Genomic DNA, 24,868 nt, shown 5'->3' on the forward strand with positions numbered 1-24,868 from the left:
TTGGTTGTTTTCTACCACATACATTCACCCACAAAAAGGACAAAAATGTTCGCATTTTTTAAAGGATTTTTGCTTACCATATCGCTTACAGCCAGCATAGGTGCGCAAAATCTTTTGCTATTAAAGCAGTGTTTATTAGGAAAATATGTCTTTTTTACGGCATTGATTTTCTTTTTAAGCGACTGCATTTTGATTAGTTTGGGTGTGTTTGGCATAGGCGAAATCTTTTCAAAAAGCAAGATTCTATCCTTGATAATCGCATTTTGTGGAATTATATTTTGCCTGTATTACGCAATTTTATCATTTATATCATTTATTAAGAATGAAAATATACAAGATAACAAGAAAGCTAAAACAACATTAATAAAAACGCTACTTTTCGCCCTAGCCGTGACATTCCTAAACCCACAAGTATATCTAGACACGATATTTGTGATAGGTGCGGCATCTCTTAGCTTAGATTCTAAGATTTTATTTTTATGTGGTGCGTTAAGTGCGTCATTTGCGTGGTTTTTCTCCATTGCCCTATTTGCAAAAGCCCTAAATAAATATTTGCTAAACAAAAAATTTTCCAAATTTATGGATATTTTTAGCATAATTATTATGCTTTGCGTAGTTTATAGCCTTATTGTGTTTGTCGTTAAAAATTTATAGAATCTAAAACACCAAAGGGTTTTAAGGATAAATAGTTTTAACTCGTTACTTTTTCATAAATTTAAAAACCTTCTTCACAAACATCTTAAAAAAGCCAAAGACCCACACATCCACGCCATAAAGCATTGAAAGTTTAAAGTTAAACCAAAGCCCTAAATTCATTTTGTTAGTGAAATGCAGGTGGGCTGGTGGGTTATCAAAGCTGAAATTTACGATATTTGCGTCAAAATTAAAAGTATGCACGCCGCTGCCATCAAAGCCAAAGTTACGCGTGTAAGAACGCCTTGCAGGCCACACGACTAGCTTATCTTGCTTGTAGGCGATGTAGCTAAGATAAATATCCCACAGATTGCTTATTTTACCCTTTTTTTGAGAGCGTGGGAGTGCGAAAAGATGAAACCACGACAAGATATTGCCACGCACCAGATGATACGGATTTAGCATAAACCACGCATAACTCTGTGCGTGCGACCAGTCGATATTTTCCCATCTATCACGCCAAGTCCCCCAGCCCCAGCTATGAAAGGCGTAGGTAAAAAGCACATCTTGCTTATAATTTTTAATTGTGCGACTTTTTAGGTTTGCACTTTGGTGGCTAAACGCCGTGATTGCCATAATGCGCGGATTATCCTTGTAAAATTGCAGCGCGTCATTCATAAACTGCAAGAAATTCTCATGCGTTTCAATATCATCTTCAAGCCCTATAAAGCGGTCATAGCCCTTGTTTTTAAAGATAAAATTAGCGTATTTTACTATGGAATCTTTTATGCCTAAATTGTGTTCGGCTTGTATAATTTCGATGCTTTTGAAAGGTAAAATTGTGGGGGGGTTGTTATTAGATTCTATAGTTTCGTTTGCATTCTTAGAATCTAGATTCTGTGAGATTTTAAAATCAATGTTTTTAGATTCTATAGAATCTAGATTCTGTGTTTTGTTAGAATCTTGCGTGTTTATAGAATCTAGGTTTTTAGATTCTATATTTTCTAACTTTTTAGAATCTAAATTATTAGATTCGATATTTTCATAGAATCTAGATTCTGTATTTTCGTTTGTGATAGATTCTATAGAATCTAAATCCTTAGAATTTCCTTTAGCTACTAAGCTTCGCAAATATTCCCGCACTTCAGCTACGCCTTTTGCGGCTTTACTATCACGTGGCGCATCGCTAAAAACATACACACGCGTTTTGTCTGCCAAGTGATTTTTCGCCAAAGATTCTATAACCTTTTTAATCTTATCGGCGCGATTATACGCGATAATGCAAACGGGCGCATAAATTTCATTTTCCATATTTTCCCTACTTTATGACTTTTTCTAAGTTATGAAATGTGATACTTTTAAGTGAAAAAATTGCACTAAAATACATAATCAAAGCTGGGGCAATCATAAACACCACGATGAAACTAGCCACCGCGCGTGCCTCCACAAAGCCAAACTTTAGCACAAAAATCCCGCAAATTATACACAAAATAAGTGCATAAAAGCTGTAAATGAAAAGCGAAATGCCACTTAGCCGCGTCCATATCCGCAAATATCGATATAATAAAAAAAAGAAAAACAGCGTGACTAGCAGGATTGTGAGTGTGTTATCTTCGCTTTTTGGTAGGAAATATAAAATCACGCAAATGCAAATTAATGTCGCGTAATAGCCTGAAAGAAGGCTTTTTGCTTTTCTATCGATTAAAAATAAGCCGCCTAAAAAGATAAATTGTCCTATTAATGAAGCGGCGAAAAATATCGTGCTGCTCGTGCTTTTGTGGCTTTTAGATTCTATAGAATCTTTTTCATTAATATTGTGTTTAGCAGATGAAAAGGTAGAATCTTGCAAATTAGATTCTATATTTTCTCCATTGATATTGTGGTTTGGCGAAAGATTAGAATCTTGCGACTTAGATTCCATAGAATCTTGCCTATTTTGCGACATTTCATAATCATTTGTAAAAACTAATTCGCAAAATGAAGCGATAAATGAGATTAAGATTCCAACGATTAAAAAAGTTTTAATTTTCCGCATTTTTTTCCTTTTTAGTTAGATTCTGTGTTGAACTTTTTTGCTTAAAAGTTAGCTTTTTTACAACTATAAACGCAGTGAAAAATCCCAAAATCGCCCCACAAATCACCTGCAAAGTCGTATGCCGCATCACATAAATGCGCGAAAGCCCCACAAACGCGGCAAAAATAAAGGCAATTAGCCCAAATTTCACGCCAAATTTCGCCCAAATAAAGCCACACGCAATAAACGCCGCAGTCGTATGCCCACTAGGAAAGCCATCAAAATCGCTCAAAACATCGGGTCGCTGGGAAATTCGCGCAATATTTTCGTGATAAAATCGCAGTGTCGTGCTAAAATAATGCTTAAGTAAAAGCATAATGCCAAGAGCAATAATGCTAGATATAAAAAGCTGCAAAATTCCTAACTTATCTTTTTTTATAATTAGAAATATTAGAATAAAAAAGATAAAAAATTGCATAATATCGCCATAAGTCGCCACCCCACTTTGTGAAAAAGGCTTTAAATTTAAAAAAAACGAAATAATTTCAATAGGCAAGACAAACATATAAATCCTAAAAAATCATTTTGACAAAACAAAAAAAAGATTCTAGAATCTTTTTTAAAATAAAAAGGAAAAAAATGAAAAAACAAATAGAAAATATTTTAAATGCCTTGAAAAATGATGATAATTATAGAATCTTAAAGCAGTTTTTGGATTCTAAAGATTTGCAAGATTCTAATGGGAAGATTCTAAATCTATCAAGTAATGATTATTTGAATTTATCGAGTAATAAGTTATTAAAACAAGAGTTTTTAGATTCTATAGATTCTAAAGATTTGTATTTTTCTAGTAGTAGTTCTAGAATCTTAAATAATGATTTTAGTATTTTTGAAAGGTTAGAATCTTTTTTAGCTAGTAAGTTTGAGAATAAAGATGCTTTAGTTTTTAATAGCGGTTATCACCTTAATATTTCTTGTTTGCAAGCCCTTGTAACGCTGCAAAATACGATATTTCTTTGCGATAAATTTGCCCATGCAAGTATCATTGATGGCTTAAAACTTGGCAGGGCAAATTTCAAGCGATACGCGCATAATGATATAAATGACTTGCAAAATTTGCTTGAATCACATGCTACAAAGCACGATAATATCGTTATTTTAAGTGAAGAGCTTTTTAGTATGGATGGTGATTTCGCTCCTTTGCAAGATTTAATTAACCTTAAGAATGAGTATCAAAAAAGGGGTAAAAATGTGCTACTTTATATCGATTGTGCGCATAGTGTGGGCGCTGTGGGTCGCGATGGTTTGGGCTTGGCGCAAGATTTGGGCTTGGCAAAGGATATTGATTTTCTCATTTTTACCTTTGGCAAGGCGATTAATTCTATCGGGGCGTGTGTGATATGCGATAGAATCTATAAAGTTTTTTTTATTAATAAGGCGCGTGGCTTTATTTTTTCGACTGCTTTGCCGCCTATTAATGTGGCTTACACATTATTTATTTTTAAAAAAATTCTAAATATGCGAAGTGAAAGAAAAAAATTAAGCGAAATTTCTAACTTTTTTAGAGAAAAATTCGGTGAGATTTTTTTAGATTCTAAAGGCGAATTTATAGAATCTAACTTGCCTTTATTAGATTCTAAAAGCGATTTTTTAGAATCTAAAATCACGCTAAAAGGCGATGCACACATCATTTCGCTAATTTTAGGCGAAAATAAAAAAGCACTAAATCTTTCAAAGATTCTATTAAATCACGGAATTTTCGCTCCAGCCATAAAAGAGCCAAGCGTCCCACGCAATACCGCCCGCCTTAGAATCTCTTTACACTGCGACATAAGAAGGGAACAGATTCTAAAATTGCTTGAAATTTTAAAAGATTCTAGATTCTAGTCTACTCCACGGTTACGCTTTTGGCTAGGTTTCGTGGCATATCGACGTCTCGATTTAGGCGAATGGCGATTTCTAGGGCTAGTAGTTGCAAGATTACCATCATAGAAAAAAATTCTTCCATATAGCTATTAAATTTTGGAATCTTAACTAAATCATCGGCTAGTTCAAACTCCAAAGGCGTAATCGCACAAATTGTAGAATCTCGCGCAATTAGCTCTTCTACATTGCTTTTAGTCTTATCATAAAGCAGATTTTTTGGCATTAGAGCAAGGGTGAAAAGCTCACTATCAGCTAGGGCAATGGGTCCGTGCTTCATTTCACCGCTAGGATAGCCTTCAGCGTGTAGGTAGCTAATTTCTTTGAGTTTTAACGCCCCTTCAAGAGCCAAAGGATAAAAAATATCGCGCCCTATGAAAAAAAAGCCATGCCCATGCAAATACCGCCGTGACAAGCGTTTCAGCCTATCGTGCATTTTGCTATCAACTTTCGTTGCTTTTTGTGCGTTTATCATCGCATTTATCTCGCTTTTTACGCCGATTTTATCGATTTTCCCACGCTTTATGCCAAGCAAAACGCTAAAAATCCAAAGTAGCATAACCTGCGTAGCAAAGGCTTTCGTGCTTGCCACGCCCTTTTCAATGCCAGCGCGCGTTAAAATCGCATAGTCCGCCAGCCGCACCATCGCGCTATTATCGACATTGCAAATCGCCAATGTTGGCAGCCCCTTATCTTTGGCAAGTTTTAACGCCTGAAGTGTGTCCGCCGTCTCGCCACTTTGCGAAATGACGATAAAAAGCTCATCGCTATCAAGCACAGGCTTTGCATAGCGAAACTCACTTGCAATATGCGTAGAAACGCGCACACGCGCCTTTCGCTCAATCAAATATTTGCCAACTAACGCGCTATGATAGCTCGTCCCACACGCGCAAATTGCGATATTGCGAAACCGCGTAAAAAAGGTAGAATCTAGCTCATCTAGGGCGATTTTACCTTCACTCACGCGCCCCATCATCGTCTCTAGCAAAACCGCTTCTTGCTCATAGATTTCCTTTTCCATAAAAAAGCGGTAGCCATCCTTTTGCGCCGCGCCTTTTGTGGCTTTGAAAGATTCTATATTTTTTAGCGTATTGAAGCTATAAATGTCCATGTAGCCGCACTCGCCATCATTTATATATGCGACTTTATCGACAAGTCCTACAAGGGCGGCATCGGAGCTGGCGAAATATATTTCGTGCGGTTTTTGCGTGTTAGATTCCGTAATTTGCAGGGTTTCCTTGCTATTTATCCCTATCATTAAGGGCGAGTGCAAACGTGCGTAAAAAATCTTAGTTGGCTCTAGCTTTGTGATTAGCAAAATGGCGTAACTCCCGCTAAGACGCTCTATTGTTTTTTTAAATGCGATTTCTGGGGTAAATTCACGCGCATAAAATTCAAACAAATGCACGATTACTTCGGTGTCTGTCTGGCTTTTGAAACTCACGCCATTGCTTTCTAGCTCGGCTTTTAACTCTTTGTAGTTTTCGATAATGCCATTATGCACGAGACTTGCGTGTGTGGCGGTGTGTGGGTGGGCGTTTATTTGCGTTGGAGCGCCGTGTGTTGCCCACCTTGTGTGACCGATTGCTACGCCAAAGCCTTTGAATGTGCTTTCACCTATTTCATTTTCAAGATTAACCAACTTGCCTACGGCGCGAAAAGATTCTATGTTGTTAGATTCTATGCAGGGTTTAGAATCTTTAAAATTTGCGTTTTTAGATTCTGTATTTTTATCATTGTGAGAATTTGCTAAAAATTCAGTGTTTTTAGAATCTAGATTCTGTATTTTTTTAGAATCTTTAGAATCTACGCCCTTAACTTTTGTATTTTTCTTAGAATCTTTGCTCTTAGATTCCATATTTTGTGAATGTTTAAAATCTGTTTTATCGTCATAATCTATGTTTTTAGAATCTTTTTTAGAATCTTGCAAACTAGATTCTATATTTTGTTTAGAATCTGTGTTTGGTTTAATATGGCTTTGCAAATTAGAATCCTTAGATTCTAAAAAACTACTAGCCACACTAGATAGGCTTTGTAACTTAGAATCTTTACTATTAGATTCTAAAGAAACACTAGAAAGGCTAGGCGTAAGTAGCACCGCCATACCAGCACTATCATACCCACGATATTCAAGCTCTTTTAGCCCATTTATAATAACTTCTTTTTTCTCTTTACAACCGATAAATCCAACAATCCCACACATCTTTTTTCCTATTTAAACTTACAAGTTAAACTTAATTACATACCATCACAACATTTGCTCTACTTGTGATATTCTCTTCTTTTGTAATAGGTAGCTCTATGTTCGAATCTTGTGTGCTTAATGACATACTAGCACTTTTTAGCATTGGATAATGGATAGAATCAAAGTTAATATTTGATGTCTTACATGTCTTATTTAATCTTTTTTCATACTCTTTTGCAATATTATCAATTTTACTTAGTAGGTCATATTGTAATTCTTGTATATATTTGTCATTTTCTTGCTCTGTAATTATGGGGTTTAATGGATGAATTACAATGTCTAGATATTCATTAGAATCTATAATCTTATTAATTTTATTAAGCAAGTCGTTATATGAATTTTTTTGCGTTTCACTGATTTTACATTCGATTTGACTCCTTGCATCATAGCCTTTTTTGCGCACATTATTATCATAATAATCTTTTAATCCAAGAGAATAACCACCGCCATTACAAATATTTGAATATTCCTTAATAGCAGTAATAATACTATTAAAATCCTGCGTTATTCTATTTTTTTGTTTAGAATCTATATTGTCTAATTCTCTTAACTTATTAGTCCCTACAATTTCGATATTTCCTTGAAATGTGCTAGGCATTACACTCTTTTTAATTGATATATTTTGAGTTATATTCATTTCGTCAGTTTTAACAACATCCTTGCCATTCCATTTTTCAATGACAAATATATAAAACAAAATCCCGCCAGCAAATAAAGTTAAAGCAATAAGCATAATGCAAATATTCTTTACCCAAGCCATATACATCCTTTCAACGTTTAAGATATAAAATGCTATCAAAAAAGTTTTATTTTTCAATTAAAAAATGTTTTGTAGTGATAAATTTATCACAATTACATTAAGATTCTATTCGATACCACAACTATTAAAATTCATAGAGGTAAAACACCTTTTATTAACAACAACAAATTATAATTCTAGCTTATGAATTTCAAACACAAAGGCTAAAGGCAATGATTTTAGAGCATGAGATTCCAAAAGGCAGTAAGCTACACTTTGGCTTGTCAGCTAGGTTAAAGCGAGATGTTGAGAATCTTTGTGCGAGTTTGTTTTATGAGAGCGATTTTAGCGAGATTACCACGCCTATATTTGTCTTTCAGCAGCATCAAAAAAGCTTTCTAAACCGCGATGTGATAAGCCTAAGTAGCGAGAATAACTATCAAGTATCAATGCGAAATGATAGCACAATAGACGTCATTCGCATAATCACAAAAAGGCTAGGTCGTAGCACTAATCAAAAAAAATGGTTCTATATCCAGCCTGTCTTTAGCTATCCTACCTTTGAGTATAATCAAATAGGTGCGGAGTGCCTTGATGAAAAAGAAATGCCAAAAATGATAGATTTAGCCATAGCGATATTTGAAAAGCTAGATATTAAGCCTATTTTGCAAATCACAAATACTAAGATTGCTAAAAAGTGCGCTTTAGAATCTGGCTTAGATTACGAATATTTTACAAGATTAAATGTGGAAAAATTGCAAAGTATAGATTTTATTGCTAGACTCTTGCTTGTAAATAATTTAAAAGATTTAGAATCTGCTAAAAGGACTATGCCGCATTTCCTAAAAGAAGATATAGAATCTTTAATCCATTTTTGCGCTTGTGGGTATGAAAACACACTTTGTTCGCCCCTGCTTTGTGCGCCGGTGGATTATTATGATGATTTGTTTTTTAAGATGTTTTTGGATAATAGCACTTTTTTAGCCGGTGGAAAATATTGCGTTGATAATACGCAGAGTTGTGGCTTTGGAATCTACACAGATAGCGTTGTGTATCGTTTGCTAAAGCAAAATAAATTGAAAGGATAGAATATGGCTGATGTTATTTTAGGTATTCAATGGGGCGATGAGGGCAAGGGTAAGATTGTTGATAACTTGGCTTCTAAGTTTGAGTATGTCGTGCGGTATCAAGGGGGGAATAACGCAGGACACACAATAGTCGTTGATGGTAAAACCTACACTTTGCACCTGCTCCCTAGTGGAATCTTGTATAAAAATTGTAAGAATGTGCTTGCAAATGGCGTGGTAATTGACTTAGGTGAGCTAGATATGGAGATGAATCAGTTTGAGGAGAGCTTTGATTCTAAGGGCGATATTGCAGAGAAAAGCCCTTTAGTAGGGCGGCTTTTTATTTCAAATAAAGCGCATATCATTTTACCATATCACATTTTACTAGATAATGCAAATGAGAAAAATCGCACAAAGGCAATAGGCACGACAGGCAAGGGCATAGGACCAGCGTATGCGGATAAAATCTCAAGATGTGGGATTCAAATCGGGGATTTATATCGCTTAGAATCTTTGCGTTCTAAGATAAAGGCGAATTTAGATTCTATATCTTCTCGTTTGCCAAATAATAATTTGAATCTAGATTCTATAATGGCGGAGCTAAGCGGTTTTGCGGCACGTTTTAAGCCCTTTATAACCGATACTACTTTGCTACTTTGGGATGCACAAAAGCAGGGCAAAAAGATTCTATTAGAAGGAGCGCAAGGCAGTATGCTAGATATTGACCACGGCACATATCCATTCGTTACAAGTAGCACGACAAGTATCGCAGGGGCGCTAAGCGGCACAGGGCTAAACACTAGCGATATAGGTGAAGTAATCGGCGTGGCAAAAGCATATTGCACGCGTGTGGGTAATGGTGAGTTTCCAACTGAACTACTAGAAAATGAGCTAGGCGAGAAATTGCAAGAAAAAGGACATGAGTTTGGCGCGACAACGGGCAGACCACGTCGCTGTGGTTGGCTAGACTTAGTAGCGTTGCGTCACGCAGTGCGGCTAAATGGCTGCACGAAATTAGCCCTAATGAAAATAGATGTGCTAGATAATTTTGAATACATAAATGCGTGTGTGAAATATCGCTATCATAATGAAGAGATAGAGTATGTGCCAGATGATTTAGACGTAGACCCGATATATAAAGAGTTTGTAGGCTGGGCTGGGAGCGTGCGTGGTATTCGCAAGTTTGATGATTTACCACCAGAAGCGCAAAACTATATAAATTTCATAGAAGACTTTGTAGGCTGCAAAATCGCCTATATTTCCACAAGCCCTGAACGCGAGGATTTAATCGCGCGATAATTATTAAATTGCATTACCTAATTCATACTTGCTTGTATGCTTTGTCAAGGTGTTTTTACTTGTGGCGCGTTTTGGATAGGTGATTTTTCCTTTGCTAAAGTTGATTAAATCTTGCGCGGATTCTATACTTTTTGGCAGACTTAATGTGCAGATTTTATATATTTCATAAGATGTAATCGCATCGGCTAACGCCCTGTGGCTTGTAAAATTATTTATACCTAACATTTCATTAAGAAAAGATAGCGAATGTTTAGTGGATGGTATCACTCTGCGACTTAAATCAACCGTGCAAAATCTCGCATTTAGCAAACAAGGCAGCCCATAATACGCCAAACTATCACTTATAAAATTATAATCAAAGCTCACATTATGCGCGACAAACACGCTATCGGCTAGAAAGATTCTAAAATCCTTTAGCACACGCCCAATCTTTGGTGCATTCTCAAGCATATAAGATGTAATGCCTGTGAGTGCGACAATATCTTCTGGCACATAAGGGCTATACACAAAACTCTCAAACGTATCGATAATCTCGTTATTTCGCACTTTTAACGCACCGATTTCAATAATCTGCCCACTTTGGACATTTTTTGTCCCTGTCGCTTCAATATCTACAAAGCACAGGGTAGAATCTTGCAGTGTTTTTATCTTAGTATTTATATCGATTTTATTGTCCTTTGTCCTAAAAAATGGAGCGTTATTTCCTATCATAACTTCGATAATGCAGTCATTTTCTAGCCCGTCATATTCGCTAAAAATTTGTGTTATTTCATCACAAAAAGATTCTATATCTAGCGGAAGATTATCACATAAAGCAAAATATCTATCGTATTTATTGTTTAGCATTTTGGTCCTTAAGATTTAAAGAAGTATATGATTAAGGATATTAGATTCTATAACTTTATCCACTTCTCAGCGATTTTAATGGCGTTTGTTGCAGCGCCCACGCGCACTTGGTCAGCTACGCAAAAAAGGTGCAAGATTTTCTTATCAAAATTATCCACGCGAATGCGTCCCACATAGGTCTCATCGGTATCCGTGGCAATTATTGGCATAGGATATTTATTCTCACTAGGCTTATCAAGCAGGACTACCGCCTCGCTAGATTCTAAGATTTCACGCGCTTTACCAACATCGACCGCGTCCCTAAACCGAATACTCAAACTCTCGCTATGACTACGCAAAATCGGCACACGCACGCAAGTCGCGGATACCGCAAAGTCCGTGTGCATAATCTTTTGCGTTTCATTTACCATTTTCATTTCCTCTTTTGTGTAGTCATTTTCAAGAAACACATCAATATGCGGGATAAGATTAAGCGCAATGCGGTGCGGAAATGCGTGCGGCGTGATAGAATCTAGCTCGAAATTAAAGAACTTTTGCATTTGCAAAATTAGCTCCTCCATACCCTTTTTCCCCGCGCCACTAACCGCCTGATAAGTGCTAACATCCACACGTGTAATGCCGCCAAACGCCCTATTTAACGGCGATAAAATATGCACCATTTGAATCGTGGAGCAGTTTGGATTAGCAATCAGCTTAGAATCCTTGCGAATGTCGCCCGGATTTACCTCAGGGACGACAAGTGGCACATCCTTATCCATGCGAAAGTGGCTCGTGTTGTCAATGACAAGCGCACCCGCATTTATCGCACTTTTCGCGTATTCCTTACTCACGCTGCCACCCGCGCTAAAAAAGGCAATCTCCACATTTTGTTGCCTAAAAATATCGTGCGTAGTCTCTAAAATAGGGTATTCCTTGCCCTTGAAAGTCACGCTACGCCCAATACTGCGGCTACTTGCAAGGGGGATAATGTTTTTAATGGGGAAATTTCGCTGCTCTAAAAGCAATAATAGCTCCTCGCCTACCGCACCGCTAGCACCGACAATAGCGACATTGTATTTTTTTTCTTGCATGGTTTCTCTCCGTTTTTTGTGTTACAAGATTACATAGATTAAAAATTTTAATAATTTTACTTAAAATATTTAAAGTAATCTTATTTTAGAGTTTTGAATATAACATATTATGAAAACTAATAAATATATAAATTTATAACAAAGAGCATATAAAATTGCTAACTTGTTTCTATTTTATGTTACAATCATAGAATCTACATTTTATTTAAAGGATGAAAATATGGAACAAGTCAAGATTTTAAAGCAGTTGCAGGCGGATTCAATCGTGTTTTTTATGAAAGTGCATAATTTTCACTGGAATGTGAAAGGCAAGGATTTTCCGCAGGTGCATGCGGCAACTGAAAAGATTTATGAGGAATTTGCGGATGTTTTTGATGATGTGGCGGAACGCATTATCCAGCTAGGTGAAACGCCCTATGTGACGCTAGAATCAGCACTCAAAGCGGCTAAAATCAAAGAGGAAAGCAAAAGTGATTTTAAATCAAAGGATGTTTTGGAGGCGATTTTAAAAGATTATGAATATTTTTTGGGTAAGTTTCAAAAGCTTTCAATTGTCGCCGCTGAAAAAGAAGATAGCACAACGCAAGGCTTGGCAGATTCTCAAATCGCGCATTTAGAAAAGGCAATTTGGATGCTAAAAGCCCAACTTGCATAAAGATTAAAATTTGCAATAATAGATTTAATATTAGATTCTAAACAGAATCTAAATATTTAACATAATAGTATATTTTAAGTATGCGGATAAACTTTTAAATGTGTTATGTGTTGTGTGTTATAGTTGGAATGAGTTTTTATTGATAAAACAATAAAAGTAGATTCTAAATTGTTTAAAAATACAAAAATATATTAGCAATAAAATTACAATTTATGCTTTTAAAAACTTTTTATGTATAATTCCAAAAACACAAAAAAAGAGAAACAATGAAAAACTTACAGAATCTAAGAAGTTTATTAACAAAACATAGCGAACAAATAATAAACGCTTTGCTTCACTCTAACACACATTTTTCACTGCAATGTAAGACCAGTTCCGTGAAATTTAATCCACCCTTACCACATGAAATTAAGCAAGGCTTTCACCCTATAATTGATTTTATTTTAGCTGGTTTTACATTTGAATCAATTGAAATCTTTGATGATGAACTTAGCTTCGAAGCGGGATTTGGCAAGGATAATTTTGCTACCAATGTGATAATCCCTTTTTCTAGCATTATACAAATTTATTTGCCTAGCACAAATTCTATATTGCCTCAAGCTTGTGTGTTTATGAATTCATTAAATTTGCTTGACCTAGCAAAAAATGACCCTAATTTCCTAGATGTAATAGATGATGATATAGATGATATACTTAATGATACAGAAAATAAAGAGCAATCCATAGACAATGACTTAATGGAAAGCTCTAGAAAAGCGATTCTCTCTAATCCAGACAATAAATTTAAATAATCTTATAGAATCTTAAAAAAGATTCTATATCAAAACGAGAATAATATGTGGAAAAACACCTCCATTTTTTTTCAAATCACTTTGCTTTTTGCTTTTGCGTTTATTAGCTTTTTGGTTATTTCACTTTTTTATGCAAAGGTGCAGCCAAGTCTAGATTCTATAAAGCAATACAATACATTAGTTAGCGCGATAGGGCGTATGCGGCAGTTTAATGCGAGTTTGCAAGATATTAAAAACTTCTTAGAAGAGGAGAATTTCCATGAAGTAGCACTCACAAATGATATTAAAAAAAGGCTACTAGAAGATACAAAAGTTCCAAAAGTCGGTGCGTTTAATATAGGTATCACTCAAGATGGCGATGATATTTATATTACGCTTAGGACGCATAAAAATTTCATTGTATATAAAGATTCTAGCACTTTTAGCTGGAGTAAGTATTATACTATCACGCTTTTGGGCTGTATATTGCTAATTGTGATATATATTACTATTATGAAGCGGCTTATCCCGCTAAATTATATCAAGTATGAGATTATAGAAATGAGCCGTGAGAATGTTTTCCGCAAGATTAAATATGGCGTAACAAATCAAGATGAGATAGGTGAGCTTGTGCGGGAATTTAATCGCTGTGTGGGCAAGATTAATGCGGTAGATGAGTCGCGTTTCTTGTTTCTTAGAAGCGTTATGCACGAGCTTAAAACGCCCATTACAAAGGGTAGAATCATCGCTGAAATGCTAAGTAATCCTAAGCAAAAAGAGCGTTTGTGTAGTGTTTTTGAGCGACTAAATACTTTGATTAATGAATTTGCAAAAGTAGAAGAGTTAGCTAGTCAAACATATAATGTCAAAAAAGTTGAGATAATGCTAAGTGAGCTTGTAGATAAAGTTATAGAAATGCTAATTTTAGATAAAGCTACGCAAAATAATGTGCTACTAGATTCTAATAATGATTTGCTGAAAGTGGATGTGGATTTATTTTCACTTGCAATAAAGAATCTAGCGGATAATGCGATAAAATATAGCGAAAATAAGCAAGTGATTATAGAATCTAAAGGGCAAGATTTGATTGTCAAAAATAAAGGGGAGCGGCTGAAACTTGATATAAACGAATATTTTAAGCCCTATTTTAAGGATATAAAAAATCCTATGTCGCAAGGCTTTGGGCTAGGGATGTATATTGTAAAAAGCACACTTGATGCACAAAACTTCCGCCTTACATATCACTATTTAGATGGCTATAACATTTTCCTAATCCACGATTGCATTGTAGAAAACTACTGCGAGATTGGGAGATAGAGAAAATATTTAGCAATATAGATTCTAAGAATCTTTAAAAAAATAAGGTAAAGTTATAGAATCTAGAATCTTAACGAGCAAATAGGGAGCGAAAATGTTGGCAGAGCGTTATATCAATGAGTTTAAGGACAAGGAAATGGTGCTTGGCACGCGCGGCTCGCTGCTGGCACTCTGGCAGGCTAATCACATCAAGGATAGGCTGGAGGCAAAGGGCGTGAAAGTGCGGCTAAAAAGCATTAAAACAAGTGGCGATAAACTGCTAGATAGCCCCCTTGCAAATGTCGGTGGCAAGGGACTTTTCACCAAAGAAATCGAGAGTGAGCTTTTGAGCGAAAAAATCGATTTTGCCGTGCATTCGCTAAAGGATATGCCTGTAATTGAGAGCGCGCGACTTAGTCTAGCGGCGGTGACAAAACGCGAAGATGCACGCGATTGCTTGCTTAGCGAACGTTACGCAAATGTGAGCGAACTTCCCAAAAATGCCAAAGTTGGCACGACTTCGCTTAGGCGTAGTTTGCAGTTAAAGCTTATGCGGAGCGATTTAGATTCTAAGGGGCTTCGCGGGAATATCCAAACGCGGCTAAATAAGCTAAAAAGTGGCGAGTATGACGCTATAATCTTGGCTGCGGCTGGGCTAAAGCGGCTTGGCATCGAGAGTGAAATCCCGCACATTCAATACTTTAGCACGGATGAAATGATACCCGCGATGGCACAAGGCGCACTTGGGCTTCAGTGCCGCGACCCGAAGTATTCGCCGCATTTTCGCGACTTGGCTGTGTGTAAGGTTTTGGAATCTTTGCATAATAAGGATGCGGCTTTGAGTTGTGGCATTGAACGGGCGTTTATCGCGCTTTTGGGCGGTGGGTGCAATTCGCCCATAGGTATCCACGCGCAGATTCTAAAGGAAAATCGGCTTAAGATTTCTTGTATTGTCGGCACTTTGGACGCTAAAAATGTGCTGCGAGATTCTGCTACATGTGAGCGCGGCGAGGTAGAATATGTCTTGCAAAGTATGATAAACACACTGAAAGCCAACGGCGTGGATAGAATCTTAGCTGAAACGCACGGGGGCTAGATTCTAGAATTTAAACTAAAAAGCCTATTATAAATAGCAAATCTTACTCAAATTAAACTTGATTTATAGAATCTAGATTCTATCCACACCATAAAGATTCTATAGAATCTAAACACTCAAATGCACAAAAATTTACTTTATGTTTGCATATTTATCAACTTTTTGCTAAAATACATTTTTGCTAAGCGTTTCGCAATTAACTTTAACGCGGTTTTTGGGAATCAATTTTGCATTTATAGAATCTACGAGTTATTGCTATTTTTTGGAGAAAAGTATGATTTTTGAGGTTAAATCGCCGATTTTGGGTTTTGAGCATGTCGATAAGATGAAGCTAGAAAAGCTAGATGAGATTTTTTTGCGTTTAACGAATGCTAATGATTCCGCGCCTATCTTTACTTTGGTTAATCCTTTTGCGTTGCGTGAGTATGAGTTTGAGGTGCCTATGGCGTTGAAACTGCTGCTTGATTTGGAAAATTCTAAGAATATTTTGACGGCGAATATTATGGTTATGCAAAACCCGATTGAACGCTCCACGATTAACTTTCTAGCCCCACTTGTCTTTAATTTTGATAATTTCACAATGGCTCAAATCGTCCTTGATAGCATTAAATACCCGCAATACAGCCTTGCAGAGCCTATTGCTAATTACTACCCGCAAGACGCGAAATAGTAGGAAGTGCATAAAAGTTCATTGATTTATTTGTGGATTGGAGATTTTTTAATTTGTTAAGTATTTAACACAAAGGTTTAGCACTCTTTCACAAATTTATCAAACCTTATAAAGCCCTCTTTTAGCTGGTCTAGACTACATGCAAAGCTCATCCTAACAAAGCCATCCATACCAAAGGCAGCCCCGGGCACTAAAGCAATGCCAACTTTTTCTAATAACGCCTTGCACACCGCCATACTATCGCCATTAAAGCCACGAATATTTTGGATATTAATAAAAAGATAAAACGCCCCATGCGGCTTAACGACACTAATGCCTGGAATCTCCGCGATTAAATCACACGCAAAGTCGCGCCGCTCCTTAAACGCCTCTCTCATATAGTTAATATCCGGGTCTGCCGCGCCATTCAACGCCGGAATTGATGCCTTTTGTGTTATCGAATTAATATTTGATGTGCATTGACTTTGCAAATTATCCATCATCTTAACTAGCTTTTTATCCTTGCTAGCCGCATAGCCCATCCGCCAGCCAGTCATTGCCACGCTTTTGCTTAAGCCATTTATGGTAATCGTCCTTTTCAGAATCTCATCTCCCAAAGAGCCGATAGACGTAAATTCCCCCTCATAAATTAGCTTCTCATACATCTCATCGCTTATCACCCACAAATCATTATCCACAGCCACTTTCGCGATAGATTCTAGCTCCTTTTTGGTATAAATCATACCTGTTGGATTTGATGGACTTGTAAGCACAATCGCCTTAGTTTTGCTCGTTATCGCTTGCTCGAAATCACGCGCCCGTGCCTTAAACTCATACTCTTCACTCGTGTTAATAAACACAGGCTTCCCACCGCTATAAATCACAAGCTCAGGATATGTAACCCAGTAAGGCGCAGGGATAATGACCTCATCGCCGCTATCAATTAACGCCTGAAAAGTGTTGAAAAGCGACTGCTTTGCGCCATTGCTAACGATAATCTCGCTCGTGTCATAATCAAGGTTATTGTCGCGTTTTAGCTTGTCTTTTATCGCAGTTAGCAGCTCTGGGATACCGGCGACTGACGTGTATTTGGTAAAGCCGCAGTTTAGCGCACGTATCGCCTCATCTTTGATGATTTGCGGCGTGTCAAAATCTGGCTCACCTGCGCTAAAACTAAGCACATCTTTGCCCTCACTTTTGAGTTTTCTAGCCAAAGTCGCCACCGCAATAGTCGCTGACTCGCTTAAACTTTGAATCCTGTGTGAATATGGTTTCATTTTACGCTCCTTGCTAAAATCTAGATTCTATAAAACTTAGATTCTAAATATCACAAATTATACAATAATACTTTATAAAACACATTTGTTTTGATAAATAAATATAATTGTAAAATTGATATGTAACAAATTTTGGAGTATTTTACACTAATGACTTGTGTAAAGTTTATTTAAATTTTATAGTCGAGTAAAACCCTTCTGTCAGGAACCAATGGCACATAAAATTTGCAAGTGCTCTGCTATGTTCCCATCCTGAAGCATTGCTTACAAACTCTATTGCATAGGGCTAACAAAAGGGCAATGGTTATTATATCTTTATTTCTTAAATATTTCTATATGTGCTCATTGCATCAGGTTAGATTCTATAATTTCCCTTGCTCTTTTTAGTAAAATTTCTTTGTTATTTTGCAATTTTTCTTCAATTATTTCAACAATCAAAATGTTTAGAATCTGCCCTATTTTACTACCATTAAACTCCACATTTAACGCCCTAAAAAGCCCTAAAATATCGCTCCCATTTATTGCCAAATGCGAGATATAAAAACATTCATTTTTGCTAGTAATTTCGCTATATAAATCTAGCATTTTTTTAGAATCTAAATTGTGTTTTTTTGGCTTAAAATTGCTAGATTTTTTAGAATCTAAGCTAGATTTTAAAGCCACAGAATCTAGGGCTACACGCATTTCTATCCATTTTAAAACAATATTTGCGTGTGGATATTTTTCATATTTTAATAGCAATTTTTTAAGACTTTTTTTATCCAAAATTATAGAATCTAAGCTAGATTTTAAACTAGATTCTATCACTTTTTCCACGCCCAAAATTGCGGTGATATTTGCAATATTTTTGCGTGAAAATTTTAGTGATTTTAAGGTTTTGCTAACATTTTCTAAGCCAAAAAAAAGCACACTCAAACGCACTTCTAAATCATTTGGTGCGTAATTTAAAGCAGTAATATTCCGCTTAAATTCACTATCGCTTAAACTCGATAAAATCGGCATTTCTTGCAAAAAAATCTCTTTAAACTCACTCAAAATCTGCGTAACATTTTTACCCAAAATAAGCCGCGAAATCTCCGCATTTATCCTTTCTTTTGAAATATGTTTTAGCAAATTTTTAAGTTCAAAAATAGCCATTTTTGTGCTAGATTCTATAGCAAAATTATTTGGCAAAGTAGCGGCAAAACGTAGGGCGCGTAAAATTCTCAAAGCATCTTCGCTAAATCGCTCAAAGGCGTCTCCAACGCACTTTATTTTTTTTTCTTGCAAATCTTGCAAGCCATTAAAATAATCAAAAATCTCTACTTCAACCTCAATTATTTCAGTATTTTTTTTAGAATCTATAGAATCTTTTTGCATATTTTTCCTTTTAGATTCTATAATTTTAACGAGATTTTTTAAAGGCTTTGAATGAAAATTTTAGATTGCGATGGCGATATTTGCGCGGTTTTGAGTGATAGGGGTTTAGAATCTACTTTAGAATCTAGTGGCTTTGGTGTTAGCAAAACGCCCTTTGATAGACTAAATATCGCCTATCACGTGGGGGATAATCCGCAGGATGTGGCACAAAATCGAGCTTTAATTTTGCAAAAATATTTCGCAGATTCTAAAGATTCTGGGATTATAGAATCTAGTTTGCAAGACTTGAAAAAAGATTCTAAAAAATTACAGAATCTAGATTCTAAAGATTCTAAAAATTTAGTGAATCTAGATTCTAAAAATAATAAAAATAAAAAAACTTTGCTCTATTTAAGGCAAATTCACTCAAATCATATCATTGCTATAAGGCAAAATGAAGCCAGATTCTACACGCCAAATTTGATAAAAACGCAAAGTATAGAATCTTTTAAAAGTGAAAAAACACAAGATTTAAATGAGATAAATTTAGGCGAATTTGATGGGCTAATCTGCGATAATCCCGCGTTTGTAGGGCTTATTATGGTGGCTGATTGCAACGCAATTTTGCTTTATAATTCTAATAAAAAAGTTTTTGCGTTATTACATGCAGGTCGTCTTGGCGTGCAAAAAAAGATTCTAAGCAATGCGATAAAAATTTTGCAAGATGATTTTGGCGTAAATGCGCGTGATTTAAAGGCGTTTATTAGCCCTAGTATAAGGCAGTGCTGCTATGAAATCGGCGATTTAAAAAGCGAATTTGAGCCGCGATATATCCGTGACAATCGCCTTGATATGATTGCGATGCTGCGTGATGAAATGCAAGAAAATGGTATGTTAGAATCTAATATTGACATTTCGCCCATTTGCACATGCTGTGATACTCGCTACTTTTCGCATCGCCGTGCTAGCTTGCAGAATGAAAAAAGCACAGGTCGCTTTGGAATCTTTGCTAGTGTTAGAATCTAGATTTTAATCATAACATATCTTTTATATTTGGAATTTCATAGAATCTAAAACACAAAATCAAGGTTTAGATAGATTTGTGCGTGAGTGCGGATTGTTTGTTTCGCGCTAATCACATTTGTAGCGTCATTTGGGTCAATTAAAATCGCCTCCGCATTAAAGAAATTTAAAAACGGCACTTTTGCTCCAAGCTCAATTCGCACAATGCTAACATTCCACGCAAAGCCAAGATTTGCATACGGATTGTGCGGGTTCGCCCTGCTGCCTATCGCGTCCATTAGCTTGCCAAAATTATAGTTATACCCAAGCCCAAAAAACATACCAAAATGCTCACTGAAACTCGCCAAATAATCAAGCCCAGCACCCCCACTCATATTGTAATAATCCTGCCCAAACGCATTAAACCAACCAGCGCTAAAATCGCCATAAATACGAAGCCCATTAAACTCATTAAAACTCGCAATATAGCCCAAACGCGCACCATAAATGAGATTGAAAACGACATTATCCTGCATTGCAAAGGCATTTTGCGTTGCCACTTGACCGCTTGAAGAATTTAGGGCGATGCCGCCTTGCAGCCCGACAAAAAAGCCACTATTTTGCGCACTCATACTACTAAAGCTTAACGCCAAAGCAAGTATCGCCTTTAAAGTAAGATTTTTCATAATTTTTCTCCTTAAATATTTTAACCTTTGCATTGTATTTGCTTTGCATTAAGGAGTCAAAGTTTTTGTCAGGTATATGACTGGATGGTTGGTTTTTATGGAATCTAGTGACGTGAAAGATTCTAGGGTTTATAGAATCTAAAAAAGATTCTATATAAAGGCTAGATTCTAATACGCATCTTTTCTATTTGCGATTTTTATGATTTCAATGGTTAGGATATTATTATAAACTTCGCCTATAACGCGGTAATTTCCTACACGCCAACGATATTTATTCTCCTCGCTTTTTAGCTTTTTGGCATTTGGCAAGGCAAAAGGATTAGGAGTATTTGGGAGCGTTTCATAAAGCAATATTTCTATTTGCCTGCCACGTCCCGGGTTGCTTTCAATGATTTTGTCTAGCTCTTTACTCGCTTTATTTGTGACTTCGACTTTATACATTTTCTTTTAATAACCCACATTCTGCTAAAACTTCTTTGCGTAATTTATCTAGCTCCTCTTCTGTGAATGGATAGGCTTGTATTTTCTTTATCGCTGGGGCTTCGGCGACGTCCCACACCTTTTCCTTTTTCACGCTAATGCTTGCGTGGTCGTGATTTTTCACTAGCTCTCTTATTTGCTCTAAAAGTTTTTCATCTGGCGTTCTAACCTTAATTTTAAAACTATAATACATACTAAATCCTTTGTGTAAAAGTTGCAACATTATATCCTAAAATATAGAATCTAAAATGCAAAATAGATTCTAGAATCTAATACGCATCTTTTCTATTTGCGATTTTTATGATTTCTATGGTTAGGATATTGTTATAAACTTCGCCTATAACGCGGTAGTTTCCCACACGCCAACGATATTTATTCTCTTGGCTTTTTAGCTTTTTAGCATTTGGCAGAATGAGCGGATTAGGAGTATTTGGGAGCGTTTCATAAAGCAGAGATTCTATTTTTGAGCCTTCCACTGGATTAGTTTTATTGATTTTAGATAGCTCTTTACTCGCCTTGTTTGTAACTATCACATTATACATTTTCTTTTAATAACCCGCATTCTGCCAAAACTTCGCGTCTTATTTGCTCTTTTTGCTCTGGTGTAAATGGATATGCTTGTATCTCTTTTATCGCCGGGGCTTCAGCGACTGGATACATTTTTTCCTTTTTCACACTAATACTTGCGTGGTCGTGATTTTTCACTAGCTCTCTTATTTGCTTTAAAAGCTTTTCATCTGGCGTTCTAACTTTAATCTTAAAACTATAATACATACTAAATCCTTTGTGTAAAAGTTGCAACATTATATCTTAAAATATAGAATCTAAAACGCAAAAGTCGCAGTTGCAAGATTTATTGTAATCTATTCCCACCCTGCCACCCTTTTTTAAGATTAAAGTAAATCTTACAACTGCGACTTTTGCTGCTAATCTAAAAAACATAGAATCTAGATTCTATAAAATATTTTTTACCTTAAAGGGTGGCTTGGGCGTAAATAGATAGAAAAGAAAATATTTAAAAATTAAGTTTAGATTCTATATTCTTAGCCTAAACGCCCACCCACCGCCCTTTTTGATGATGGATAGAATCTAAAACGTAAAAAAGGCTAGATTCTATACAGAATCCAGCCTTTGTAAAATTTGTAAAAAAAGATTCTACACAAAACATAGAATCTAAGTAGCAATAAAACTACTGAAGTAGTCTTAAAACATTTTGTTGCACCGCGTTGGCTTGTGCCATTGCAAAGCTACCACTTTGTGCCAAGATGTTATGTTTAGAGAATGTCGCAGATTCAGCCGCGAAATCCACATCTCTAATTTGACTTTCAGCCGCTTTAACATTAACTTGAGTAATAGAAATGTTGTTGATTGTCGCAACAAGCTGCATTTGCACAGAACCCATATCAGCGCGGATTTTATCTAGCTGACGAGTTGCAGATTCAGCCATATCCATAACAACCATCGCACCACGCAAAGATGTTACACCAGCCCCGATACCCCATTTATTTTGCTCAGCCATCGCAGCGTTACCATTCGCACCACACGCACTTGCTATGTTTTTATCCATATTTCCGCGAACAGAGCGAAGATTCACTGTGTATTGCGCGATACCTTGAGCTGAGTGGAAGCCGACATTACTAAAGTTTGTCCCACTTATCAAAATATCCCTAGCATCAGTCCTAACTAGACTTAAGCGCCCAACAATAGCGTGATTATTACCATCTACACCATTAAAGCTACCGCCACCTAGCACTTTACCTGTTTTACCTTCCACATGCACTGATATAGCGCGACCATCTAAGCTTCTTAGATTCAATCGACCTTCAATATCCACATACGCTTCCACACCTGTTCGCTCTTTGATTGAGTTAAAGGCATTGATTAGACGACCATCTGAGTCATTTTTACGCACATCATTAATAGTCCCGATTGTAGTCCCATTGACAACTAAGCCATTAACGGTTCCACTTTGCACCGGTAATGCCCCTGTGCCTATAACGGTAGCATACGCTCTAACACCCAAAGTATCGCTAAACTTATTAATAGTATCAGCAAGTAGCCCTATACCTGTTCCAGCAGATGTAGAAACGACCGCAGTCTCAAGCTTATAGTCTTTCTTACCATCTACTTGACGGAAACGCAATGCGATTTCTTTTAAGTTTTTAGCACCCGCACTAGCTAACATACCAATACCTGTAACCGAGCTAGATTCTAATCTAACATGACCAATTTTATCACTACTTGTAGGACCAATTGACGCTTTCACGGTAGTGTTAGAATATGCACCGATTTGAAACTCTTTATTAGAAAACGCACCAGATAGCATTTGCTGACCATTATAGCTAGTAGTGTTAGCAATGTTATCTAGCTCCTCTAGTAGCCTTACGATGTCATTTTGCAATGCACGTCTTGATTCAGTAGTTTGACCATCTTGAGCTGCTTGGATTGCTTTTACCTTTACGGTATCTAGAATCTTTAGCTGCTCATCCATAGCCTTATCCGCTACCTGTATCATACCAATAGCATCGTTTGCGTTGGCAATAGCTTGTCCTAATGAACTCGCCTGACTACGCAAACTATCCGCAATCGACATACCAGAGGCGTCATCTGCTGCCTTATTAATCCGTAACCCAGAACTTAACTTTTCCAACGAGTTGTGTATAAACCTGTTGTTTTGCACACCAATGGTATGCGCGTTTAGCGCTGAAATATTAGTATTTATCCTAAAACTCATCTTTGCATCCTTTGCGAAAAATTTGAATACGCAAAGCTAAAAGCAAAGTTTGTTCCCAAACCACTATATTCTATGTAAAAATTGATACATTTTCGGGATTTTATATTCTATTTTATATTCTATATAGAATCTAGATTCTATACACTCACAAAAAAGGGTGGTGTGCGAGTGTTTAGGAATTTGCAAAACAAAATAGAATCTAATTTTGTGTTTTTAAATTCTATTATTTGACTAATTACCTTGCTCTTGCTCGATTAGGCTTTCGTGTAATGTTACTGCTTGTTCGATTTTAGTATCGACAAGCCATACATAGCTTAGACGATTGCTAAAATTATAGGGCGTTATTTCGGCTTTTAAATAGCCGTTTTCATATTTTACATTCCCTAAGATTCCAACTTGCACGCCTTCAAAAAAGATACCATCTAGCCCACTTGTCCGCACTAAATCGCCACTTTTAACGCTCTGCCAAGCAGGGATATAATCCACGACAATGCCCCCTTGCGTAGTGCGTAAGATTCCAGGCACACGATTATCGCCGATATACACGCTATAACTACACTCCATATCGCCATTTAAAATGCCCTGCAAACTATTGCCAACCCACTTTGCAATGCCGATAGCATAGCCATCTTTAATTAGTCCAAAAATCTTTCTTTCATTCCTTGTCTCATTATAATCAATCCAAATCTTTGTATAAACGCCAAGCGTAGCGTAACTTAGCACCTTTACTAAATGCACATCTGGGTCAATATAATGCCGCTCAATATCTGTCGCATAATGCAGGCTATCATACTCTGCTTGTAAAGATTCATACTTAATGTTTTGCTGCTCTAATGTTTTAATTTGCTCGCGCATTTCTTTTATGCGTTGTGCTTGATTTGTATAGTTATCAATAAATAGCGAAACATTTTCCTTTTTAGAATCATAAAATGATTTTATATAAAAAGAAATATTTAATACTTGCTGTCGCAAAGTGGGCACAAAGCCTACTACTCCGCATAAAACAATAATAAGTAAAAAGATAGCAAAAAATCGCACGATAATAAATC

28 protein-coding genes and 1 other RNA gene are annotated in these 24,868 nt (G+C 36.4%); 11 read left to right on the forward strand and 18 right to left on the reverse strand.

The window, feature by feature from the left end; all coding sequences use genetic code 11:
- The first annotated feature begins 45 nt into the window (after positions 1-45).
- Positions 46-654: a LysE/ArgO family amino acid transporter gene (locus LS64_RS00140; protein WP_034570549.1), complete on the forward strand. Its 609-nt coding sequence runs from the start codon at positions 46-48 to the stop codon at positions 652-654.
- A gap of 45 nt (positions 655-699) precedes the next feature.
- Here the strand turns inward: LS64_RS00140 and LS64_RS00145 are convergent, their stop codons facing one another.
- Genes LS64_RS00145 through LS64_RS00155 form a run of 3 tightly spaced genes read right to left on the reverse strand, consistent with a single transcriptional unit; the run spans position 700 to position 3,212 of the window.
- Positions 700-1,944, reverse strand: coding sequence for a hypothetical protein (locus tag LS64_RS00145; protein ID WP_052062358.1), 1,245 nt, complete (start codon positions 1,942-1,944; stop codon positions 700-702).
- A 7-nt stretch (positions 1,945-1,951) separates the two neighbouring features.
- Positions 1,952-2,668: a hypothetical protein gene (locus tag LS64_RS00150; protein WP_034570546.1), complete on the reverse strand. Its 717-nt coding sequence runs from the start codon at positions 2,666-2,668 to the stop codon at positions 1,952-1,954.
- On the reverse strand, positions 2,655-3,212 hold the full coding sequence (locus LS64_RS00155) for a phosphatase PAP2 family protein (protein ID WP_052062357.1): 558 nt from the start codon (positions 3,210-3,212) through the stop codon (positions 2,655-2,657). The genes LS64_RS00150 and LS64_RS00155 overlap by 14 nt, the downstream gene beginning before the upstream one ends.
- A 74-nt stretch (positions 3,213-3,286) precedes the next feature.
- On the opposite strand from LS64_RS00155, the gene LS64_RS00160 reads away from it, so the two are divergent.
- Positions 3,287-4,534 (forward strand): aminotransferase class I/II-fold pyridoxal phosphate-dependent enzyme, encoded by a 1,248-nt coding sequence (locus tag LS64_RS00160; protein WP_034570543.1) that lies wholly within the window; start codon positions 3,287-3,289, stop codon positions 4,532-4,534.
- Position 4,535: 1 nt separating this feature from the next.
- Here LS64_RS00160 and glmS read toward each other — a convergent pair whose 3' ends face one another.
- Together glmS and LS64_RS00170 are read right to left on the reverse strand one after the other, a co-directional pair.
- Positions 4,536-6,773: a glutamine--fructose-6-phosphate transaminase (isomerizing) gene (gene glmS, locus LS64_RS00165; protein ID WP_237416212.1), complete on the reverse strand. Its 2,238-nt coding sequence runs from the start codon at positions 6,771-6,773 to the stop codon at positions 4,536-4,538.
- Positions 6,774-6,804: 31 nt separating this feature from the next.
- A complete protein-coding gene (locus LS64_RS00170; protein WP_034570540.1) occupies positions 6,805-7,575 on the reverse strand; it encodes a hypothetical protein in 771 nt (256 codons plus the stop codon).
- A gap of 212 nt (positions 7,576-7,787) precedes the next feature.
- Here LS64_RS00170 and LS64_RS00175 point away from each other — a divergent pair, with 212 nt between their 5' ends.
- Both LS64_RS00175 and LS64_RS00180 read left to right on the forward strand, forming a co-directional pair.
- On the forward strand, positions 7,788-8,642 hold the full coding sequence (locus tag LS64_RS00175) for an ATP phosphoribosyltransferase regulatory subunit (RefSeq protein ID WP_034570538.1): 855 nt from the start codon (positions 7,788-7,790) through the stop codon (positions 8,640-8,642).
- Between the two features lie 3 nt (positions 8,643-8,645).
- Positions 8,646-9,920, forward strand: coding sequence for an adenylosuccinate synthase (locus LS64_RS00180; protein ID WP_034570535.1), 1,275 nt, complete (start codon positions 8,646-8,648; stop codon positions 9,918-9,920).
- 3 nt (positions 9,921-9,923) lie between these two features.
- Here LS64_RS00180 and LS64_RS00185 read toward each other — a convergent pair whose 3' ends face one another.
- Positions 9,924-10,766 carry a 3'-5' exonuclease gene (locus tag LS64_RS00185; RefSeq protein WP_064773692.1) on the reverse strand — a complete coding sequence of 281 codons (843 nt, stop codon included), beginning with the start codon at positions 10,764-10,766 and terminating at the stop codon, positions 9,924-9,926.
- Between the two features lie 47 nt (positions 10,767-10,813).
- Positions 10,814-11,836, reverse strand: a complete 1,023-nt coding sequence (locus tag LS64_RS00190; RefSeq protein ID WP_034570531.1) for an aspartate-semialdehyde dehydrogenase — start codon at positions 11,834-11,836, stop codon at positions 10,814-10,816.
- A 220-nt stretch (positions 11,837-12,056) separates the two neighbouring features.
- Between LS64_RS00190 and LS64_RS00195 the strand changes: the two genes are divergently transcribed.
- From LS64_RS00195 to fliW, 5 genes are all read left to right on the forward strand, one after another.
- Positions 12,057-12,491 carry a Dps family protein gene (locus tag LS64_RS00195; protein WP_034570528.1) on the forward strand — a complete coding sequence of 145 codons (435 nt, stop codon included), beginning with the start codon at positions 12,057-12,059 and terminating at the stop codon, positions 12,489-12,491.
- Between the two features lie 266 nt (positions 12,492-12,757).
- Positions 12,758-13,282, forward strand: coding sequence for a hypothetical protein (locus tag LS64_RS00200; protein WP_034570525.1), 525 nt, complete (start codon positions 12,758-12,760; stop codon positions 13,280-13,282).
- 45 nt (positions 13,283-13,327) lie between these two features.
- Positions 13,328-14,578 (forward strand): ArsS family sensor histidine kinase, encoded by a 1,251-nt coding sequence (locus LS64_RS00205; RefSeq protein WP_034570522.1) that lies wholly within the window; start codon positions 13,328-13,330, stop codon positions 14,576-14,578.
- A gap of 94 nt (positions 14,579-14,672) precedes the next feature.
- Positions 14,673-15,653 (forward strand): hydroxymethylbilane synthase, encoded by a 981-nt coding sequence (gene hemC, locus LS64_RS00210; protein ID WP_052062356.1) that lies wholly within the window; start codon positions 14,673-14,675, stop codon positions 15,651-15,653.
- Between the two features lie 274 nt (positions 15,654-15,927).
- Entirely contained in the window at positions 15,928-16,323 is a 396-nt protein-coding gene (gene fliW / locus LS64_RS00215; RefSeq protein ID WP_034570518.1) for a flagellar assembly protein FliW, read from the forward strand.
- A 77-nt stretch (positions 16,324-16,400) separates the two neighbouring features.
- Here the strand turns inward: fliW and LS64_RS00220 are convergent, their stop codons facing one another.
- From LS64_RS00220 to LS64_RS00230, 3 genes are all read right to left on the reverse strand, one after another.
- Positions 16,401-17,579, reverse strand: coding sequence for a pyridoxal phosphate-dependent aminotransferase (locus LS64_RS00220; RefSeq protein WP_034570515.1), 1,179 nt, complete (start codon positions 17,577-17,579; stop codon positions 16,401-16,403).
- A gap of 196 nt (positions 17,580-17,775) precedes the next feature.
- Positions 17,776-17,872: signal recognition particle sRNA small type (ffs, locus tag LS64_RS00225), an RNA gene on the reverse strand.
- A gap of 49 nt (positions 17,873-17,921) precedes the next feature.
- Complete coding sequence (locus LS64_RS00230) at positions 17,922-18,938, reverse strand: tRNA nucleotidyltransferase/poly(A) polymerase-related protein (RefSeq protein WP_034570513.1); 1,017 nt, start codon at positions 18,936-18,938, stop codon at positions 17,922-17,924.
- Positions 18,939-18,989: 51 nt separating this feature from the next.
- On the opposite strand from LS64_RS00230, the gene LS64_RS00235 reads away from it, so the two are divergent.
- Complete coding sequence (locus LS64_RS00235) at positions 18,990-19,943, forward strand: purine nucleoside phosphorylase YfiH/LACC1 family protein (protein ID WP_052062355.1); 954 nt, start codon at positions 18,990-18,992, stop codon at positions 19,941-19,943.
- A gap of 44 nt (positions 19,944-19,987) precedes the next feature.
- Here the strand turns inward: LS64_RS00235 and LS64_RS00240 are convergent, their stop codons facing one another.
- The 7 genes from LS64_RS00240 to LS64_RS00265 all read right to left on the reverse strand — a co-directional run bounded on the left by LS64_RS00240 (position 19,988) and on the right by LS64_RS00265 (position 23,819).
- A complete protein-coding gene (locus tag LS64_RS00240; RefSeq protein WP_034570510.1) occupies positions 19,988-20,605 on the reverse strand; it encodes a hypothetical protein in 618 nt (205 codons plus the stop codon).
- Between the two features lie 168 nt (positions 20,606-20,773).
- The gene (locus tag LS64_RS00245; protein ID WP_034570507.1) at positions 20,774-21,046 is read right to left on the reverse strand and encodes a type II toxin-antitoxin system RelE family toxin; all 273 of its coding nucleotides are present in this window, start codon (positions 21,044-21,046) and stop codon (positions 20,774-20,776) included.
- Complete coding sequence (locus LS64_RS00250) at positions 21,039-21,278, reverse strand: hypothetical protein (protein WP_118949035.1); 240 nt, start codon at positions 21,276-21,278, stop codon at positions 21,039-21,041. The genes LS64_RS00245 and LS64_RS00250 overlap by 8 nt, the downstream gene beginning before the upstream one ends.
- 76 nt (positions 21,279-21,354) lie before the next feature.
- Positions 21,355-21,618, reverse strand: a complete 264-nt coding sequence (locus LS64_RS00255; protein ID WP_238699456.1) for a type II toxin-antitoxin system RelE family toxin — start codon at positions 21,616-21,618, stop codon at positions 21,355-21,357.
- Between the two features lies 1 nt (position 21,619).
- A complete protein-coding gene (locus LS64_RS00260; protein ID WP_118949034.1) occupies positions 21,620-21,859 on the reverse strand; it encodes a hypothetical protein in 240 nt (79 codons plus the stop codon).
- A gap of 36 nt (positions 21,860-21,895) precedes the next feature.
- Positions 21,896-22,027 carry a hypothetical protein gene (locus LS64_RS13490; protein WP_272916630.1) on the reverse strand — a complete coding sequence of 44 codons (132 nt, stop codon included), beginning with the start codon at positions 22,025-22,027 and terminating at the stop codon, positions 21,896-21,898.
- A gap of 247 nt (positions 22,028-22,274) precedes the next feature.
- Entirely contained in the window at positions 22,275-23,819 is a 1,545-nt protein-coding gene (locus tag LS64_RS00265; RefSeq protein ID WP_034570017.1) for a flagellin B, read from the reverse strand.
- An 81-nt stretch (positions 23,820-23,900) separates the two neighbouring features.
- Between LS64_RS00265 and LS64_RS12215 the strand changes: the two genes are divergently transcribed.
- Positions 23,901-24,050, forward strand: coding sequence for a hypothetical protein (locus LS64_RS12215; RefSeq protein ID WP_160659261.1), 150 nt, complete (start codon positions 23,901-23,903; stop codon positions 24,048-24,050).
- Here LS64_RS12215 and mreC read toward each other — a convergent pair whose 3' ends face one another.
- On the reverse strand, positions 24,051-24,857 hold the full coding sequence (gene mreC, locus LS64_RS00270) for a rod shape-determining protein MreC (protein ID WP_238699457.1): 807 nt from the start codon (positions 24,855-24,857) through the stop codon (positions 24,051-24,053).
- Positions 24,858-24,868 lie beyond the last annotated feature (11 nt).

Source organism: Helicobacter saguini, assembly GCF_000762875.2.
In the GTDB taxonomy this organism is placed as follows: Bacteria; Campylobacterota; Campylobacteria; order Campylobacterales; family Helicobacteraceae; genus Helicobacter_A; species Helicobacter_A saguini.

Bases quoted from the DNA above. Each gene is read 5' to 3' on its own strand.
- fliW (WP_034570518.1), top strand. From the start codon at position 15,928: ATGATTTTTGAGGTTAAATCGCCGATTTTGGGTTTTGAGCATGTCGAT.
- LS64_RS00240 (WP_034570510.1), bottom strand. From the start codon at position 20,605: ATGAAAAATCTTACTTTAAAGGCGATACTTGCTTTGGCGTTAAGCTTT.
- LS64_RS00190 (WP_034570531.1), bottom strand. From the start codon at position 11,836: ATGCAAGAAAAAAAATACAATGTCGCTATTGTCGGTGCTAGCGGTGCG.
- LS64_RS00170 (WP_034570540.1), bottom strand. From the start codon at position 7,575: ATGGCTTGGGTAAAGAATATTTGCATTATGCTTATTGCTTTAACTTTA.
- LS64_RS00260 (WP_118949034.1), bottom strand. From the start codon at position 21,859: ATGTATTATAGTTTTAAGATTAAAGTTAGAACGCCAGATGAAAAGCTT.
- LS64_RS00200 (WP_034570525.1), top strand. From the start codon at position 12,758: ATGAAAAACTTACAGAATCTAAGAAGTTTATTAACAAAACATAGCGAA.
- glmS (WP_237416212.1), bottom strand. From the start codon at position 6,773: ATGTGTGGGATTGTTGGATTTATCGGTTGTAAAGAGAAAAAAGAAGTT.
- LS64_RS00145 (WP_052062358.1), bottom strand. From the start codon at position 1,944: ATGGAAAATGAAATTTATGCGCCCGTTTGCATTATCGCGTATAATCGC.
- LS64_RS00160 (WP_034570543.1), top strand. From the start codon at position 3,287: ATGAAAAAACAAATAGAAAATATTTTAAATGCCTTGAAAAATGATGAT.
- LS64_RS00235 (WP_052062355.1), top strand. From the start codon at position 18,990: ATGAAAATTTTAGATTGCGATGGCGATATTTGCGCGGTTTTGAGTGAT.
- LS64_RS00220 (WP_034570515.1), bottom strand. From the start codon at position 17,579: ATGAAACCATATTCACACAGGATTCAAAGTTTAAGCGAGTCAGCGACT.
- LS64_RS00175 (WP_034570538.1), top strand. From the start codon at position 7,788: ATGATTTTAGAGCATGAGATTCCAAAAGGCAGTAAGCTACACTTTGGC.
- LS64_RS00155 (WP_052062357.1), bottom strand. From the start codon at position 3,212: ATGTTTGTCTTGCCTATTGAAATTATTTCGTTTTTTTTAAATTTAAAG.
- LS64_RS00140 (WP_034570549.1), top strand. From the start codon at position 46: ATGTTCGCATTTTTTAAAGGATTTTTGCTTACCATATCGCTTACAGCC.
- LS64_RS00195 (WP_034570528.1), top strand. From the start codon at position 12,057: ATGGAACAAGTCAAGATTTTAAAGCAGTTGCAGGCGGATTCAATCGTG.
- LS64_RS00150 (WP_034570546.1), bottom strand. From the start codon at position 2,668: ATGCGGAAAATTAAAACTTTTTTAATCGTTGGAATCTTAATCTCATTT.
- LS64_RS00185 (WP_064773692.1), bottom strand. From the start codon at position 10,766: ATGCTAAACAATAAATACGATAGATATTTTGCTTTATGTGATAATCTT.
- LS64_RS00180 (WP_034570535.1), top strand. From the start codon at position 8,646: ATGGCTGATGTTATTTTAGGTATTCAATGGGGCGATGAGGGCAAGGGT.
- LS64_RS13490 (WP_272916630.1), bottom strand. From the start codon at position 22,027: ATGTTTTTTAGATTAGCAGCAAAAGTCGCAGTTGTAAGATTTACTTTA.
- LS64_RS00245 (WP_034570507.1), bottom strand. From the start codon at position 21,046: ATGTATAAAGTCGAAGTCACAAATAAAGCGAGTAAAGAGCTAGACAAA.
- LS64_RS00265 (WP_034570017.1), bottom strand. From the start codon at position 23,819: ATGAGTTTTAGGATAAATACTAATATTTCAGCGCTAAACGCGCATACC.
- LS64_RS00205 (WP_034570522.1), top strand. From the start codon at position 13,328: ATGTGGAAAAACACCTCCATTTTTTTTCAAATCACTTTGCTTTTTGCT.
- hemC (WP_052062356.1), top strand. From the start codon at position 14,673: ATGTTGGCAGAGCGTTATATCAATGAGTTTAAGGACAAGGAAATGGTG.
- LS64_RS00230 (WP_034570513.1), bottom strand. From the start codon at position 18,938: ATGCAAAAAGATTCTATAGATTCTAAAAAAAATACTGAAATAATTGAG.
- LS64_RS00250 (WP_118949035.1), bottom strand. From the start codon at position 21,278: ATGTATTATAGTTTTAAAATTAAGGTTAGAACGCCAGATGAAAAACTT.